The organism is Kushneria halocnemicola (assembly GCF_965650455.1).
GTDB lineage: Bacteria > Pseudomonadota > Gammaproteobacteria > Pseudomonadales > Halomonadaceae > Kushneria.
On sequence record NZ_OZ287968.1, the window covers coordinates 2700251 to 2715425 of the forward strand.

14 protein-coding genes are annotated in these 15175 nt (G+C 57.4%); 7 read left to right on the plus strand and 7 right to left on the minus strand.

Annotated features, from left to right (window positions below; all coding sequences use genetic code 11):
* The first annotated feature begins 41 nt into the window (after window positions 1–41).
* From ACS92L_RS12280 to ACS92L_RS12290, 3 genes are all read left to right on the plus strand, one after another.
* Window positions 42–1328 carry a CaiB/BaiF CoA transferase family protein gene (locus ACS92L_RS12280; protein ID WP_438765216.1) on the plus strand — a complete coding sequence of 429 codons (1287 nt, stop codon included), beginning with the start codon at window positions 42–44 and terminating at the stop codon, window positions 1326–1328.
* A gap of 1 nt (window position 1329) precedes the next feature.
* Window positions 1330–2259, plus strand: a complete 930-nt coding sequence (locus ACS92L_RS12285; protein WP_438765217.1) for a hydroxymethylglutaryl-CoA lyase — start codon at window positions 1330–1332, stop codon at window positions 2257–2259.
* Window positions 2260–2334: 75 nt separating this feature from the next.
* A complete protein-coding gene (locus ACS92L_RS12290; RefSeq protein ID WP_438765218.1) occupies window positions 2335–3531 on the plus strand; it encodes an MFS transporter in 1197 nt (398 codons plus the stop codon).
* 172 nt (window positions 3532–3703) lie between these two features.
* Here ACS92L_RS12290 and ACS92L_RS12295 read toward each other — a convergent pair whose 3' ends face one another.
* Window positions 3704–4171, minus strand: coding sequence for a DUF4168 domain-containing protein (locus tag ACS92L_RS12295; RefSeq protein WP_438765219.1), 468 nt, complete (start codon window positions 4169–4171; stop codon window positions 3704–3706).
* 143 nt (window positions 4172–4314) lie between these two features.
* On the opposite strand from ACS92L_RS12295, the gene gmhB reads away from it, so the two are divergent.
* The 3 genes from gmhB (at window position 4315) to ACS92L_RS12310 (ending at window position 6802) form a co-directional block, all read left to right on the plus strand.
* Window positions 4315–4887 carry a D-glycero-beta-D-manno-heptose 1,7-bisphosphate 7-phosphatase gene (gene gmhB, locus ACS92L_RS12300; protein WP_438768475.1) on the plus strand — a complete coding sequence of 191 codons (573 nt, stop codon included), beginning with the start codon at window positions 4315–4317 and terminating at the stop codon, window positions 4885–4887.
* 120 nt (window positions 4888–5007) lie between these two features.
* Window positions 5008–6225: an FAD-dependent monooxygenase gene (locus ACS92L_RS12305; RefSeq protein ID WP_438765220.1), complete on the plus strand. Its 1218-nt coding sequence runs from the start codon at window positions 5008–5010 to the stop codon at window positions 6223–6225.
* On the plus strand, window positions 6209–6802 hold the full coding sequence (locus tag ACS92L_RS12310) for a DUF924 family protein (protein ID WP_438765221.1): 594 nt from the start codon (window positions 6209–6211) through the stop codon (window positions 6800–6802). Before ACS92L_RS12305 ends, ACS92L_RS12310 begins: the two co-directional genes overlap by 17 nt.
* Before the next feature lie 44 nt (window positions 6803–6846).
* Here the strand turns inward: ACS92L_RS12310 and ACS92L_RS12315 are convergent, their stop codons facing one another.
* Complete coding sequence (locus ACS92L_RS12315; RefSeq protein WP_438765222.1) at window positions 6847–7425, minus strand: polyphenol oxidase family protein; 579 nt, start codon at window positions 7423–7425, stop codon at window positions 6847–6849.
* 445 nt (window positions 7426–7870) lie between these two features.
* Between ACS92L_RS12315 and ACS92L_RS12320 the strand changes: the two genes are divergently transcribed.
* Complete coding sequence (locus tag ACS92L_RS12320; protein ID WP_438765223.1) at window positions 7871–8971, plus strand: NADH:flavin oxidoreductase/NADH oxidase; 1101 nt, start codon at window positions 7871–7873, stop codon at window positions 8969–8971.
* A 47-nt stretch (window positions 8972–9018) separates the two neighbouring features.
* Here ACS92L_RS12320 and ACS92L_RS12325 read toward each other — a convergent pair whose 3' ends face one another.
* The 5 genes from ACS92L_RS12325 to dksA form a co-directional block, all read right to left on the minus strand.
* Window positions 9019–9729, minus strand: a complete 711-nt coding sequence (locus tag ACS92L_RS12325) for a PEP-CTERM/exosortase system-associated acyltransferase (RefSeq protein WP_438765224.1) — start codon at window positions 9727–9729, stop codon at window positions 9019–9021.
* Window positions 9729–12476: an EAL domain-containing protein gene (locus tag ACS92L_RS12330; protein WP_438765225.1), complete on the minus strand. Its 2748-nt coding sequence runs from the start codon at window positions 12474–12476 to the stop codon at window positions 9729–9731. The genes ACS92L_RS12325 and ACS92L_RS12330 overlap by 1 nt, the downstream gene beginning before the upstream one ends.
* 99 nt (window positions 12477–12575) lie before the next feature.
* On the minus strand, window positions 12576–13781 hold the full coding sequence (locus ACS92L_RS12335) for a hypothetical protein (protein WP_438765226.1): 1206 nt from the start codon (window positions 13779–13781) through the stop codon (window positions 12576–12578).
* Window positions 13750–14172: a hypothetical protein gene (locus ACS92L_RS12340; protein WP_438765228.1), complete on the minus strand. Its 423-nt coding sequence runs from the start codon at window positions 14170–14172 to the stop codon at window positions 13750–13752. The genes ACS92L_RS12335 and ACS92L_RS12340 overlap by 32 nt, the downstream gene beginning before the upstream one ends.
* 551 nt (window positions 14173–14723) lie before the next feature.
* Window positions 14724–15149: an RNA polymerase-binding protein DksA gene (dksA, locus tag ACS92L_RS12345; RefSeq protein ID WP_438765229.1), complete on the minus strand. Its 426-nt coding sequence runs from the start codon at window positions 15147–15149 to the stop codon at window positions 14724–14726.
* Window positions 15150–15175: the final 26 nt, after the last annotated feature.

Genomic DNA, 15175 nt, shown 5'->3' on the forward strand with positions numbered 1-15175 from the left:
GCCCATGCTCACGATCATCCTTACGTCCGGGAGCCTCCCTCATGACAGCCCACGACGATGCTTCTGCTCACAACGATACGTCCGCCGCGGATACACCGACACCGGCGCTGGCCGGTCTAAAGGTACTGGAGCTGGGCCAGCTGATCGCCGGCCCCTTTGCCACCAAGCTGCTCGGCGAGTTCGGTGCCGATGTCATCAAGATCGAGCCGCCCCATACCGGCGACCCACTGCGCCGCTGGCGCATCGTCGAGGACGGCACCTCGCTGTGGTGGCACGTGCAGACCCGCAACAAGCGCTCGCTGTCGCTGGATCTGCGAAGCGAGGAGGGTCAGGCCATCGTGCGTCGGCTGGCCGAGGAAGCCGACATCGTGGTGGAAAACTTTCGCCCCGGCACGCTGGAGAAGTGGGGGCTGGGCTGGGAGGCACTGAGTGCGGCCAACCCGGGCCTGATCATGGTGCGTATCTCCGGCTACGGCCAGACCGGCCCCTATCGCGACCGCCCGGGCTTTGGCGTCATCGGCGAGGCGATGGGCGGGCTGCGCTACCTGACCGGCCATCCCGGCGAGCGTTCGGTGCGCGTTGGCGTGAGCCTGGGCGATTCGCTCTCGGCGCTTTACGGGGTGATCGGCGCGCTGCTGGCGCTGCAGGAGCGCCACCGAAGCGGTCAGGGTCAGTACATCGATGTGGCGCTTTATGAATCGGTGTTTGCCATGATGGAGAGCCTGATCCCCGAATACGACGGGGCGGATGTGATCCGCGAGCCCAGCGGCAGCGCCCTGACCGGCATCACGCCGTCCAATGCCTACCCGTGCCGCGATGGTGAGCATGTCCTGATTGCCGGCAACGGCGACAGCATCTATCAGCGTCTGATGCAGGCCATCGAGCGGCCCGATCTGGCCGAGGACCCGGCGCTGGCCCACAACGACGGCCGCGCCCGTCAGGCCGAGCGCATCGATGAGGTGATCGGCGCCTGGACCGCCAAGCACACCCGTGAGCACGTGCTCGACGTGCTGGAGACCGCCCACGTGCCCTCGGGCTATCCCTACACCGCGCGCGATATCGTCAGCGACCCGCACTATCAGGCCCGCGAGATGATTCAGACCATCATTACTGCCGAAGGGCGTCAGCTGAAGGTACCGGGCGTGATGCCCAAGCTCAGCCGCACACCAGGGCGCATCGACGGCGGCGGCCCGCGACTGGGCCAGCATACGCAAGGCGTGCTCGACGAACTGGGCATCGATGCCGAGACCCAGCGCTCGCTTTTCGAGCGTGGCGTGCTCTATGACATCGACCGACCGGCCCCGCCGCACCGGGAAGGAGGCGAGTAACATGAGCCAGCGCGTTTACATTCAGGAGGTCGCGCCGCGCGACGGCCTGCAGATCGAAGAGCGCTTCGTGCCCACGGCCGACAAGATCGCCCTGATCGATGCCCTCTCGGGTACCGGCGTGACGAAAATCGAGGCCACCTCGTTTACCTCCCCCAAAGCGATTCCCAATCTGGCGGATGCCGGGGAGGTGATGGCCGGCATTGCCCGCCATGACAACGTGGACTACGTGGCGCTGGTGCCCAACGAACGCGGCGTCGAGCGGGCGCTGGCGGCCGGTGCCGATGAGCTCAATCTGGTGATGTCGGCAAGCGACAGCCACGGCCTGGCCAATCTGCGCATGACGCCCTGGCAGTCGCTGGCGCGCTTTCCCGCGATGATCGAGCAGGCCCGCGGGCGGGACGTGTTCATCAACGCCTCGATCTCGACCGCCTTTGGCTGCCCGTTTGACGGCGAGGTGCCCGCCGAGCGCGTCATCGACATCATCGAACGGCTGACGGCGCTGGGCCTTCGTGGCGTCTCGCTTTGCGACACCACCGGCATGGCCAATCCCGCGCAGGTCAAAACGCTTTGTGAGCAGGTACGCACCCGCTGGCCCGAGCTTGTCCTCACGCTACACGTGCACAACACCCGCGGTATGGGCCTTGCCAACGTGCTCGCGGCCTGGCAGGCCGGGGTAACGCGCTTTGATGCCGCACTCGGCGGGCTGGGCGGCTGTCCGTTCGCGCCCGGTGCCAGTGGCAATGTCTGCACCGAGGACATGGTCCACATGTTTGAGGAGATGGGCGTTGATACCGGCGTGGATCTCGACGCGCTGCTGGCCGTGTCTGCCACCCTGCCGGCGCTGGTCGGCCATGACGTGCCGGGGCAGGTGGTCAAGGCCGGGCGCTCGAGCCGCCGCTATCCGCTGCCCGAGCACCTGCAACCGTCCTGATGGCTTTGCGCCCGGCCGTAAAGCGGCTCACACTGCGCCTCTCCTGTTAAGCTTCAAGCCAGAGAGGCGCTCACCGTGACATCCCGGGATACGACAACAAAGGCCCTGCCGACGCCCCTGCTGCTTTTGATGGCCCTCGCCACCGGCATTTCGGTGGCGAGCAACTACTACGCCCAGCCGCTTTTACATACCATCGCCGACCAGCTGGCGCTGACCACCTCGGGCGCGGGCATTATCGTCACCACCGCGCAGCTCGGCTACGCCGCCGGATTGCTGATGCTGGTCCCGCTGGGCGACATGATCGAGCGTCGGCGGCTGGTGGTCATCATGATGCTGCTGGCAACACTTGGGCTGGTGGTCAGTGCGCTGTCCACCAATCTGGCCGTTTTGCTGCTGGGCACCGCCATTACCGGCGTGTTCTCGGTGGTCGCCCAGGTGCTGGTGCCGTTTGCGGCCACGCTTGCCGCGCCCGAGCAGCGCGGTCGCGCCGTGGGCACCGTCATGAGCGGGCTTTTGATCGGCATCCTGCTGGCGCGCACCTTTGCCGGCACCCTGTCCACGCTGGGCAACTGGCGGCTGGTCTACATGGTGGCCGCGGTGTTGATGCTGATCACCACGGCGCTGCTGTGGCGCGCCCTGCCCCGGCTCACCACCCACGCCGGGCTTGGCTATGCGGCGCTGATTCGCTCGGTGGGCACCCTTCTGGCAACCCATCCGGCGCTGCGCCTGCGCGCGGCGCTGGGCGCACTGACCTTTGCGCTGTTTGCGGCCTTCTGGACCCCGGTGGCCTTTTTGTTATCCAACCCGCCCTGGCAGTTCAGCGATGCCACCATCGGCCTTTTGGGGCTTCTGGGCGCGGCGGGGGCCCTGGTCGCGCCCTGGACCGGGCGCCAGGTGGATCGCGGCCGGGCGCGAGTGACCACCACGGCCGGGCTTGTCCTGCTGCTGCTGGGCTGGCTGCCGCTTCTGGGCGCCGAGCACTCGCTGGCAGCGATTCTGATTGGCGTGCTGGTGCTCGATATTGCCGTGCAGCTGGTGCACATCACCAACCTCAACATGGTTTATCGCATCGACCCCGACGCTCGAAATCGGCTCAATGCCGCCTACATGGTGAGCTACTTTCTGGGCGGCGCGGCCGGCTCGCTGGCCTCGGCGTGGCTGTATGGCCATCTGGGCTGGACGGGCGTGACGGCGTTTGGCATTGCCACCAGCCTTGTGGGGCTGGCGCTGTGGTGGCGCGGTCGTCATCACGAGTCCGCCCTGTCGGCGTGATTGCAGCCTCCTTCAAGGCAGACCTTCAGAACCTGCCTTTGAGACCGACGCTCGACACAGGCCCTCGATACGCCACCGCATGAAAACGCCATGAAAAAAGCCGGCCCGCCAAATGGCGGGCCGGCTTTTGATCGTCTTCACCCCTGCGGCCTGTGCCGCACGGGCGCCGACATTACTGCGACGGCTGCTGCTGCGCCTGAGACTGCATGGACTGAAGCTGCTGGTAGAGCTCCGGGTCCATGTCGATCAGACGCTGTTCCAGTGCCTTGTCGCGCGAGGCGTCGGTACCGATCTGCTGATACTGCTGAACAGACAGGTCGTGCTCCTGCAGGGACTCTTCTGTCTTGCTCTGGAAGTCCTGCATCAGCGACTGGGCCTGCTGCTGGTCTTCCACGTTCTGGCTGGACAGATTCTGGATGACCGGAATCATGTCGCGATTGACGTCCAGAAACGAGCGCAGCTCGTCATCGTTGTACTGCTGGGACAATGTGCCAGACTCAACGGGCTGAGGCTGCTGCATCTGTGCAGGGGCCTGCTGCTGGCCCTGCGGGGCGCCCTGGCTGCCGGCCATGGCCATGGGGGCGGCCAGCATACCGGCCGTGATCAGGGCCGCGCCGAGCATCGAAACGGGCTTTTTCATGGTGAACTCCGAAAAAAGAATTTGATTCAATGTAATGTAGTCAACGCATGGCGTCCAGAAACCAGGGGCCGGCCGGCATCCGCAATACCGGCGACACCCTGAAACGCGACCCGATTTCGGGAACCACCGAAGAGAGTGTTCACATGAATGCAGGACTGATCATCCTCGACCGGGATGGCGTGATCAACGAGGATTCCATCGAATTCATCAAAAGCCCGGAGCAGTGGCTGGCCTTTCCCCAGGCGCTGGAAGCCATCGCCCGCCTGCATCAGGCCGGCTGGCTCATTGCCGTGGCGACCAATCAGTCCGGCATCGCCCGCGGCTACTTCGATGAGGCAACGCTTGAGGCCATGCACGATCGAATGCGTCGCGAAGTCGAGGCGGCCGGCGGGCGGATCGACCATGTGGTGTATTCACCCCACGGCCCGGAAGATGAGAGCGAGACCCGCAAGCCCAAACCGGGGCTTTTGTACCAGATTCGTGATCTGTGCCAGCTCGAGCATCTCGATGAGGCCTGGATGGTGGGCGACAGCCTGCGCGATCTGCAGGCCGGTCAGAGCGCGGGCTGTAAAACAGCGCTGGTGCTGACCGGCAAGGGCGAGATTACCCGGGGCGATCTGGACCAGCTCGAGCGCCCCGATGAGGTCGTCATTACCGACTCCCTGCTTGATTTTGCCAATCGACTGCTCTCCGACGACCCGACCATGACGGCCTGAGAGCTTCCAGGGCCGCGACACCGGCAAGCGCGACATCATGTCGGCCACGCCGGCAGGACAGGCGTCGTTTATACTGGAAAATTCCCCTCACACGGTATTGTTCACACGGGTGGCGCAACCATGACAGACACCAGCACGATCAAATCCGACATCGTCATTGTCGGCGGCGGCATTGCGGGACTGGCCATGGCCGCCCGACTGGCAGGCCGCACTGCTTTTACCATCACGGTGCTCGACAGCGACCGCGCGCCCGAAGCGCCCGATGAGGCGCTGCAGCTTCGTACCACCTCGCTCAACAGTGCCGCGCTGGCGCTTCTGGAAGAGGCCGGCGTCATGGCGCATCTGCCGGCACGCTTTCTGACCGATTTCGACCGGCTTGAAGCCGGCAGCCGCGACGCCCCGGACGCGCTGAGCTTCAGCGCCGAGGACATCGATCTGACGCGCTTTGGCGTTTTCGTTGAAAACGAGCGCCTGCGCCATGCGCTCTGGCAGACGCTCGAGGCGAAGCCGCAGGTCACGCTGATCAGCGAATCGCGCCTGTCGTCGCTTCAGCGCCATGACGACCACGTTGACGGCCTGCTCGACGACGGCCGTGCGCTGGACGCTCGTCTTGTCATCGGCGCCGACGGCGCCCGCTCCCAGGTGCGGCACCTGGCCGGCATCAGCAGCCAACAGCGCGACTACGCTCAGGAGGCCATGATCATCAACGTGCGCCTGACCGAGTCGCCGGGTCATACCACCTGGCAGATCTTTACCCCGAGCGGGCCGGTGGCGCTGCTGCCGCTGCATGATCGACAGGCCTCGCTGATCTGGTACGACACGCCGGGGCAGATCCAGAAACGCATGGGCATGGACGATGACGCTCTACGCCGTGCCATTGTCGAGGCCTTCCCGGCGCGTCTTGGCGGGATTGAAACCATCATCGAACGTGGGCGCTTCCCGATCCGTCGCCTCCACGCCCAGCGCTATGCGGGCAAGCGCGTGGCGCTGATCGGCGATGCCGCCCATGTCATTCATCCCATGGCCGGTCAGGGCATCAACCTGGGGCTGGCCGATGTGGTCGCACTGGCGCAGGCGCTTGAGCAGGAAAGTGATCCGGGGGCCAGCAGTGCGCTGAGCTGCTATCAGCGCCGCCAGTGGCCACGCAACGCTGCCATGCTGACCGGCGTCGAACAGCTTCACCATCTCTTTACCCTGCCCTTCGCACCGCTGCGCTCGCTGGCAGAAAGGGGCCTGAAAAGCGCCGATCGCATGGCGCCGGTCAAGCGATTCATGATGTCGCTGGCCACCGGCCAGCCGCTGACGACCGGCAAGGACCAGCGTGACACGCGAAAGTGACGTCGATGACGTCCTGACGTTCTGGTTCGAGACGCTCTCGCCCGGACAGTGGTTTCGCCGCGATGACGCGCTGGATGCCACCATCGCCACACGCTTTGGCGCGCTGCTGGAGGCGGCGCGTCAGGGCGAGCTGGCCCACTGGCGCGACAGCAGCAGTGGAAGCGGCAACGACGACGGCAACCACCATCAGAGTGACCGTGGCCGTCTGGCCGAAATCATCGTCATCGATCAGTTTTCGCGCAACGTCTACCGCAATGAGGCGCGCGCCTTCTCCCATGACCCACAGGCGCTGGTACTGGCGCAGGAAGCCGTGCGCCTGGGCTGTGATGAGCGGCTGTCACTCAAAGAGCGCCCCTTTCTCTACATGCCCTGGATGCACAGCGAATCCCTCATCGTTCACCGGGACGCCGTACGCCTTTTCGGCCAGCCCGGACTCGAGCGCCATCTTGACGTCGAGCATCGCCACCTGGCCATTCTCGAGCGCTTTGGCCGCTACCCGCATCGCAATGACGCCCTGGGCCGTCACAGCACTCCCGAGGAGCTGGCCTTTCTGACCACGCCCGGCTCGTCGTTCTAGTGTGTTGTGACAAGTCCTGCGCGTTTCACGTGAAACACTCCCGCTCAGGGCAGGATCACCAGCCCCGAATGCTGATTGGGCAGCTTCGGACGTTGATCGCCCTGGGGGTGTGTCAGCGTATGACGGCGATGGCTCTGGAATCGGTAGGCGTCCGGGTCCGGGCCGTCGACCGGCCCCGTTGAACCATCGACCAGCGTGGTGATGGTGCACTGATCAAGATGCGCGATCTCGCCCACGCCGGCGGCCTCAAGCTTGTGACAGGCAATGGCCCCCAGCGCCAGATGGCGCGGCCGGGGCGATATGAGTGCCTCCGGCAGATCGAGTGCTTTCCTGAACCGCTCGACCAGCGCCTCGCTGACCTCATATGCCCTGCCGCCGGCGGCCGGGCCGACGACCGCGACCCATTCGGACAGATCACCCCACGCAAGTGCCGCAATCCGCCCGAGCATGGCCTCGACGATGCCATCCAGCAAGCCACGCCAGCCGGCATGCAGCGCGCCGATATATCGCCCGCTTCGATGGGCCAGCAGAATCGGCAGACAGTCGGCTGTAACGATCGAGACGGGAACCCCCGGCCGGTCGGTCACAAATCCGTCGGCCTCCCCGCAGGCCTGCCCTGGCATCCTGACTGTCCCAATGCGCGTGCCGTGCACCTGCTGCTTTCGCGGACGTGCTGATTCGAAATCGGCCAGCACCTCGGGGGTAAGGCATATGGCGATGACCGAAGCCGTGCGCAATCGAGGGCACACCGGACAGTAAAGGGGACGAAAGCATGCGTGACGCTCCAGTGAGACGAAGGCTCTATTGTAGCTTTCAGATAATCTGCTCTGGCGCCATCGGATACGATGGGCAAAAAAAAGCCTGCCAGGGGATGGCAGGCGACAAGAATATTTCTTGCAAGGGATCATTCAAGGGAACACTGACTTTGAGTCGCCCTGCGAGGAAGAGTTCCGAAACCGAGTAAAAAATTTTCGATGAGCGCCATCCATTTTAATAGCGTGCTAACAAAAACCGTCTGTGCCAGACTTTTGCCCATCAGCTCGACCCCATCGTTCAAGGAGTACTGCCATGCCCGCCCCTCGCCTTTTCGAACCCCTGACGCTGGGCAGCCTTGCGCTGCCCAACCGCATCGTGATCGCACCGATGTGTCAGTACTCGGCCCGCGATGGCAATGCCACCGACTGGCATACCATCCACCTCGGCCATCTGGCGCTTTCGGGTGCCGGCCTGCTGATTCTGGAGGCCACGGCGGTGTCGCCGGAAGGCCGTATCAGCCCTGACGACCTGGGGCTCTGGAACGACGACAACGAACAGGCCCTGAAGCAGACTCTGGACGCCGTACGCCGGAACTCGGACATGGCGCTGGGCATTCAGCTCGGCCATGCCGGGCGCAAGGCCTCGACCCATGTGCCCTGGGAAGGCGGCGCGCAGATCGCGCCCGACGCACCGCGCGGCTGGCAGACCGTCGCCCCCTCGAGCCTTGCCCACGGCGATGAGGAAAACGCCCCGCAGGCGCTGTCCATCGACGAGATTCAAAAAATCCGCGAGCAGTTCAGGGCGGCCGCCGAGCGCTCGGCGCGCCTGGGCATCGAGGCGATCGAGATTCACGCCGCCCACGGCTATCTGCTGCACCAGTTTCTGTCGCCGCTGTCCAACCAGCGCAGCGATCAGTACGGCGGCAGCCTAGAAAATCGCATGCGTCTGACGCTTGAAGTCTTTGATGCCGTCAGGGAAGTCTTTCCGCAGGAACGACCGGTCGGCGTGCGCATCTCCGCCACGGACTGGGCGGACGGCGGCTGGCACGTCGAGGAGAGTCAGACACTGGCTCGCGAGCTCGACGCCCGCGGCTGCAGCTTCATCCACGTTTCCAGCGGCGGGCTGACGCCGGCCCAGCAGATTCCGGTCGGCCCGAGCTATCAGGTACCGCTGGCGCGCGCCATTGGTAAGGTTGTTGATATGCCGACCATTGCCGTGGGCATGATTACCGAGCCGGAACAGGCCGAGGCCATTGTGGCGACCGGTGACGCCGATGCGATCGCCCTGGCCAGAACCATGCTCTACAACCCGCGTTGGCCCTGGCATGCCGCTGCCGCCCTGGGCGCGCAGGTAACGGCGCCGAATCAGTACCTGCGGTCGCAGCCGCATCAGTACAGGGATCTGTTCAAATAAGATTTGCGACGATGTGCCAGCGACCAGTCGAAATTGCTGGCACATATCTATTTATATTCAAGGCCAAAAGCATTACGCAGATGGTAATAGATCGGCAGAATCGATTGTGGCAGGGAAGCTATGGTCTCATCGCGATTATTGTAGTAAACCGCCCGCCTGCCGTTAAATTCTATATCTCTACTTATCCTATAAAAGCTGAACCCTGCACTTTTTAGCATTCTGGGCATGGCATGCTCCATTACTGCATATCCATGCATCCTATTCTTGACTTCAGCCATGGCAACGACAGATACAAAAAGCCCCAGCCTGATAAGAGGAAAATGCTTCATCTGCTCCATTGTAAACAGCCGTCCTTCACGAGTTGCCGTATATTTTGGGATTCTGAACATACTGGGGATTGCCGTTCGAGAAATCTCACAGATATTTTGACGCTCTAACCCGTATAAGGCGGCCTTGTCTTCCAAAAAAAGGTTTTTAAACCTTGTTTCGAAAGGAAGCGTGATGGAGCGAGCTTCATTTGTAGGTGCAATGATTCTGATACAACCCGCCTCGAGCCCGCTTTTTCGATGCTCGACCAAACAGTGCAGAGAGAAAGCATCGAAATGATCGCTTTCCGTTTTATCAACCTTGTTGCTGGGCTCGTATTCCAGCTCTTCACAATAAACCTTGTGTCTCAACCGGTAGACGCGCTCTTTCGACATCTGGTCAAGGGCCAGTGAAAAAGAAAACTCTTGTAAAAATTCTTCCGTGGGTGTCATTACCACTCTCCCCCACCCAGATAAAAGGAGGTTTTTTCAGGCCTGCCTATATAGTATCCCTGTACGTAATCCACATCGTATTCCTTGAGAATCTCTATTGTTTCTGGATCTTCTACAAATTCAGCAACCACTTTTTTGCCGAACCCTTTAGCCACACCTGCTATGGCTTTTACAATGAGTCTGCTCTCCTCATCTTCTTTTATATTTCTGATGAAAGAGCCGTCAATCTTGACAAAATCCGAGGGCAGCTTGCCTAGATAATGAAAGCTACTGAACCCGACACCAAAATCATCAAGTGCAATTCTGCATCCCAACGCACGGAGGCGCTCAAGTACGCCACCTGCGGCTGCAAAGTCTGTGACTGCGACGGTTTCAGTAACCTCAATAATCAACTTTCTAGGATCGGCCCCAGATTCTTTAATTTCTTGTTCAAGCCAAGACGACAAATTTTTATCATGAAGGGTATAACCGGAAACATTGACTGCAAAACTGACATTTGAATCAGGAGCCGTCTTTATTAATTTTAACCCTTTCCTGAGCACCCAGCGATCAAGCTCCATAATTTGACCACTTCTTTCAATAATGGGTATAAAAACAGAAGGCATAATATATTTTTTATTTTTGTCATACATTCGAACAAGCATCTCATAATGTTTGACATCCAAACCATTTATAGACGCTATCGGTTGCAATAACATTTCAAACTCATTATTTTCAAGGGCAAAGCGTACTTTCTCGCTCCAATACACTCTTTTTTTGAGTTCTTCTTTGCTACGATTTTTGGATGACAATAGATGCCAGCGAGTTATACCGCTTTCTTTCGCTTTATACATCGCAAGGTCAGCATTAGCCATCAAATCAGTTTCGTTGAGTCCATGCTCTGGATACAAGGCAATACCTATACTGGCTGAAGCTCTATGCCGACGGCCATTTTCAAAAAACTCTATTTTATCAAAAGCTTCTGTTATTTTTTGTGCTTCCTTGCCTGCTTTTTCACCATCGGTATTAGCAAGCAAAACTGAAAATTCATCTCCTCCCTGGCGCGCTATCGTAGCATCCATACTGAATAGGGAAGATAGTGTATTAGCAACCAGGCAAAGCAGCCTGTCTCCACTATGATGGCCGCTTAATTCATTAACCTCCTTGAATTGATCAAGATCCAGATAAAGAATGGCGCAACGATTATTGTTCTCTATTTCCTTTTCAAGCCTCTCTCTAAAATATCTTCGATTGTAGAGCTCCGTGAGAGGATCCCTATGGGCCAACCATTCCAGTCGACGTTCTGCGTGTTTCCTTGCAGTAATATCCAGGCCTACCGATATATAAGAACTGACATCGTCGCTTGAAGCGGCATGCACCCAGGTTATAATAATTTCTTGCCCATCTGAAGTTAAAAGAGTTGACTCGGACGAACCTCCTTCCAGGCTTCTGACAGTAGAATCCCCGAAGATATCGCAAAATCTTTTACCTAAAAGCTCGCCATCTTCAAGCCCCGTTATACCCCGAGCGTATTGATTGACAAGCGTAACGACACCATTGCTATCCTGAGTTAGTATTAGCACATTAGCCGTATTCAAAAGACCACTTATAAAATCCCTATCTTTTGCAAGCTCTTTCAAACGTGAGGACAATTGAACTCTTTTTGATTCCACTTCTTCCTCAAGCTTTTCAAGTTGTCCTGCCACATTCAAAGCTGTTTTATCAAGTATAAATATTTCATCTTTCCAAAGATGTTTGTGCTGATTTAATTTTTCCCTGACCTGTGCAAAACCTCCACTGGCAAGTGCAGGAAGTACCTCAGCGAGTTCACGCAAACGAGCCATGGGCCGCCATAGTATAGCGAAAAGAAGAACCTCTGCAGCCAACCAACCCAGCAATGCTATCAAAAAGGTATTGCGTGTACTTTTATCAATACTGTTAACCTGAGAAGTAATATCTGAAAAAATCATGAAAAAGCTTTTCCCTGAATACGCAGGATCATTTTCTATGGGAAATATGGACACTTCGTAGTCATGATTCTCAAGCTTTATACGGTTTACGCTTTTTTGTATTTTCCCAAGCGGCAACTTCTCTGCGATTGCTTTTAACACAGAAAGTTCTACATCTTCATTGGTCAGCGCTACGACTGACGACCCCCATCTTTTTATATAATGGCTATCTTTTTCAACCTTAACCGGATTACTTATAATAAGGGCCACATTACTTTCAAAACTGTGTCTTGCATATAGAGTTACGTCTGCAAGCGATCGAGATATCAAGACGGAGCCAATGCTTTTACCATCTTGAAGCACTGGAACAATCGAATATTGCCTGCAATCGATGGCACATATAAGCCCATCCTGCGGGGTATCGTTTGAGGTAACATTTTTTAGCCAAATCGAATGCTGCGGGTCTGCTACACTCTGTTGTGCGGTTCCCCATTGAGATAAGGCAATATTATCGTCATCAAAAACGATAATATTATCTACACCAGCATTAAGCTGTAACGCTGGCCACTGGGATCCTATAATGTCGGACACTTCATTTTTATCGTGGTTGAGTACGGCCCGCCCTAGCTCATTGGTAGAAGCAACAATAGTTGCCAGTTGTTGAAGTCCGTCGGAAGAACGCTTGATAGAAAGCTCGATTTCTCGAGCCTGCCTTGAGTAACCTTCCTTCTGAACGTCTTGGAACTGGTGCGTTAATGCGCTGCGGTTTTCCAGTGTATAAACAGTTGCCATTCCAACCAAAAGAAGACTGGTAAGCAATATAACGCGCCATTTAAGGCTGAGTGTGGTCTTAAACAGTACTGGCACTGTCCTGAATAACGTCTCCCTGAATCGATACATTCAAGTAATCCGAGGCATCTAAAACCGCCATGATGTTTGAAACAGCAACATGTCCCAGTATCGACTGTCACTGTTTGAGCTTTTTGGCAACCAACCAGTTCCATTGATATAATGGTATTCAGCTGATATTAAAAACTTGCTTGAAACATTCCAGCGAACACCCGCTGTCCAGTCATGCGCGAACTGTGAGTAATCTTTTTCCTGAGTTTTTTTCTCGTAGCGGTTGCCGTTTCTGTCGCTACGATCATTCACTTGGGTATCATAACGCAGCAACCACTGCCAATTTTCCGCAAACCGTCGGGTATATTGTAAATACCAGCTTTCGCCTATAACACTGTAACCGGGGGTTGTTTCCCAATCCGACATCGACTGTTTGCGAAGCGCATACTCAGAGGTAAAACTCCAATCTTCTGCATTGTATTGGAAAGAAAATATATAAGGTTGGAACTCAAAATTGCTATTACCTGCGCCACCGGTTTTTGCCTTTATATTTGCCTGAGCGGCCGTAAAGGCCAATACAACCCGACCGCCGTCATGCTCATATCTGACTTGACCAATATATGAATCCCTTCCTTCAACAGAGCCTGATAATCCCCGTGGTATTACCGTTTCCTTTACGCTGCTGTCTGTCTGAACCTTTCCAATGCCCGCATGAAAATAAAGTGTTCCCGAAGCCAGTAACTCCTCATCATATAAAATAATACCGTCTGAAGATAAGGCGGGAGAGCGGGTCCGATCAAAATATATGGATTGAGGCAGCAAGACGCCTGGTCGAGTAAACGCGACATCTCTGGTTTGGTTGTATAAACCATATGGGTGCTTGATCCTGCCCAACTGTATACCGGTACTTCTACGTAAGCTGGTATTGAGCTGATAATCCAGCAGCCCGTAATCAAGACGGGGCTCGTAGCTGCTGTTGTCGTCACCGGCACGACGGCTCAGCACCTGAGCGGACACCAGCAGATTGTTGCTTGGGCGCATGGAGACATTGGCCCCGACTTCCGTGTACTCGAGGCTGCCTGCGTCACGCGTGCTGGGGCCGAAGAAGTCGTTATGCCGACTGATGATCAGCGCCTGACTCAAAAAGCCGTGTGCCTGCACGGTGTCGAACATGTCGGCACGCGCGGGCGAAGCGCTGCCGGCCATTGCGATAACCGCCAGCGCTGCGGCATGTCGAGAACGGCGAAACGGGTTACTCCACCGTAAAAACGCTGACGCTATCATCCACGGCTCCTTTTTCCAGATAGCCCAGCCCGCCTGGCGTACTGGCCACACGTTGTCGCATTTCTTCAACCGAACCGACTTCATTGGGCGCCTGCCCCGTACCGGAAAATACCAACCGGTCCCAGGAAAGGCGCAGCTGATGGGGGTAAACGCCAAGAATTTCCTTGGTAAAACGTTCATGCAGCGGGTGCTTGTCCGGCAGCACAAAAACATGCGCCGCCTCGCCATCGGGCAGCGTGCGCTGTCGCATGGCAAAAATGGCGCGCACGGTTTCCCGGGTCATGTTGCCAGGCGTTGCCGACGGGTTGGCGATCAGTACCATCGGCTCATGGGCGTACGCCGTCGGGCCGCAAAAAAGCAGCAACGTGACTATCGATACAAGTACCATCATGCCTTTCGGCATTTTCCAGGCTCCCTGCCCCTGCCAGAAAAAAAGCCACTTCCAGCTACCTCCGGCAGCATGAATGGGCACGCCCCGTCAGCGGTGGCCTGACAGGAGGCGGCTATCATGCCTGCACATTGGCAGCATCAAATGCCCAAGAAGCAGCGATTCATCCGTGCATATCGTCATCAACCAGGCGTTTTGTAGACCAGCCTGTGTCAAAAGGCAGACCAGAGACTGTCATGACCGACCCGTATCGATGTCTTTTCATTATTCTTTTACAGGATAATAACGCTTACATTAGAAAGATGTATGTGCAGATTGGATGATGTGGGCCACACCTTTCACCTAATTATCGAAAACCTCATTATTATTAGCCTTCTGGTATTTTCACCAATCACTGCTGAGCTTTTAACATGGGTTAATTCGATTAATAAAGTGTCAGTCACAGGTCGAAGAAAAACGTCGTATTGCATAACGTTCAGGAATAAAAAAATCGCCCCGGGATGGGGCGATTTTTAGACAGGGCAGGCGCGGTGAACCGGCATCGGTGGCACCATTCAGCGGCGGCGGGCGTAATGGTTTTCCTGTTGCTCCTGTCGCTGCTTGGCCTCGATGGTCAGCGTCGCGGTCGGGCGCAGCAGCAGGCGCTTGAGGCCGATGGGTTCGCCGGTCTCCTCACAGAAACCGTAATCCCCCTCTTCGATGCGATCGAGCGTGGCATTGATCTTGCGCCACAGACGCGTCTCACGATCGGCCTGACGCAGGGTATAGCGCAGTTCTTCTTCACTGGCTGCGCGGTCGCTGTCATCACCGCTGCTTTCTGCCATGCCGATACTGCCGCGCATCTCCTCAAGGGTCGTTTCGACTTCCTTGCGCTCCTTGAGCAGCAGCTGGCGAAAATATTCCAGCTGCGCATCGTTCATGTAGTCCTCAGCCGGCATGGCAAGAAGCTCTTGTTCGTTGGCAGGGATATTGACTGTCATGATGCGTCGCCTCACTGAGTCCATTC

Coding starts and splice junctions, on each gene's coding strand:
- gmhB (WP_438768475.1), top strand. CDS start 4,315: ATGAATGCAGGACTGATCATCCTCGACCGGGATGGCGTGATCAACGAG.
- ACS92L_RS12305 (WP_438765220.1), top strand. CDS start 5,008: ATGACAGACACCAGCACGATCAAATCCGACATCGTCATTGTCGGCGGC.
- ACS92L_RS12320 (WP_438765223.1), top strand. CDS start 7,871: ATGCCCGCCCCTCGCCTTTTCGAACCCCTGACGCTGGGCAGCCTTGCG.
- ACS92L_RS12325 (WP_438765224.1), bottom strand. CDS start 9,729: ATGACACCCACGGAAGAATTTTTACAAGAGTTTTCTTTTTCACTGGCC.
- ACS92L_RS12285 (WP_438765217.1), top strand. CDS start 1,330: ATGAGCCAGCGCGTTTACATTCAGGAGGTCGCGCCGCGCGACGGCCTG.
- ACS92L_RS12280 (WP_438765216.1), top strand. CDS start 42: ATGACAGCCCACGACGATGCTTCTGCTCACAACGATACGTCCGCCGCG.
- ACS92L_RS12335 (WP_438765226.1), bottom strand. CDS start 13,781: ATGATAGCGTCAGCGTTTTTACGGTGGAGTAACCCGTTTCGCCGTTCT.
- dksA (WP_438765229.1), bottom strand. CDS start 15,149: ATGACAGTCAATATCCCTGCCAACGAACAAGAGCTTCTTGCCATGCCG.
- ACS92L_RS12295 (WP_438765219.1), bottom strand. CDS start 4,171: ATGAAAAAGCCCGTTTCGATGCTCGGCGCGGCCCTGATCACGGCCGGT.
- ACS92L_RS12340 (WP_438765228.1), bottom strand. CDS start 14,172: ATGATGGTACTTGTATCGATAGTCACGTTGCTGCTTTTTTGCGGCCCG.
- ACS92L_RS12315 (WP_438765222.1), bottom strand. CDS start 7,425: ATGCCAGGGCAGGCCTGCGGGGAGGCCGACGGATTTGTGACCGACCGG.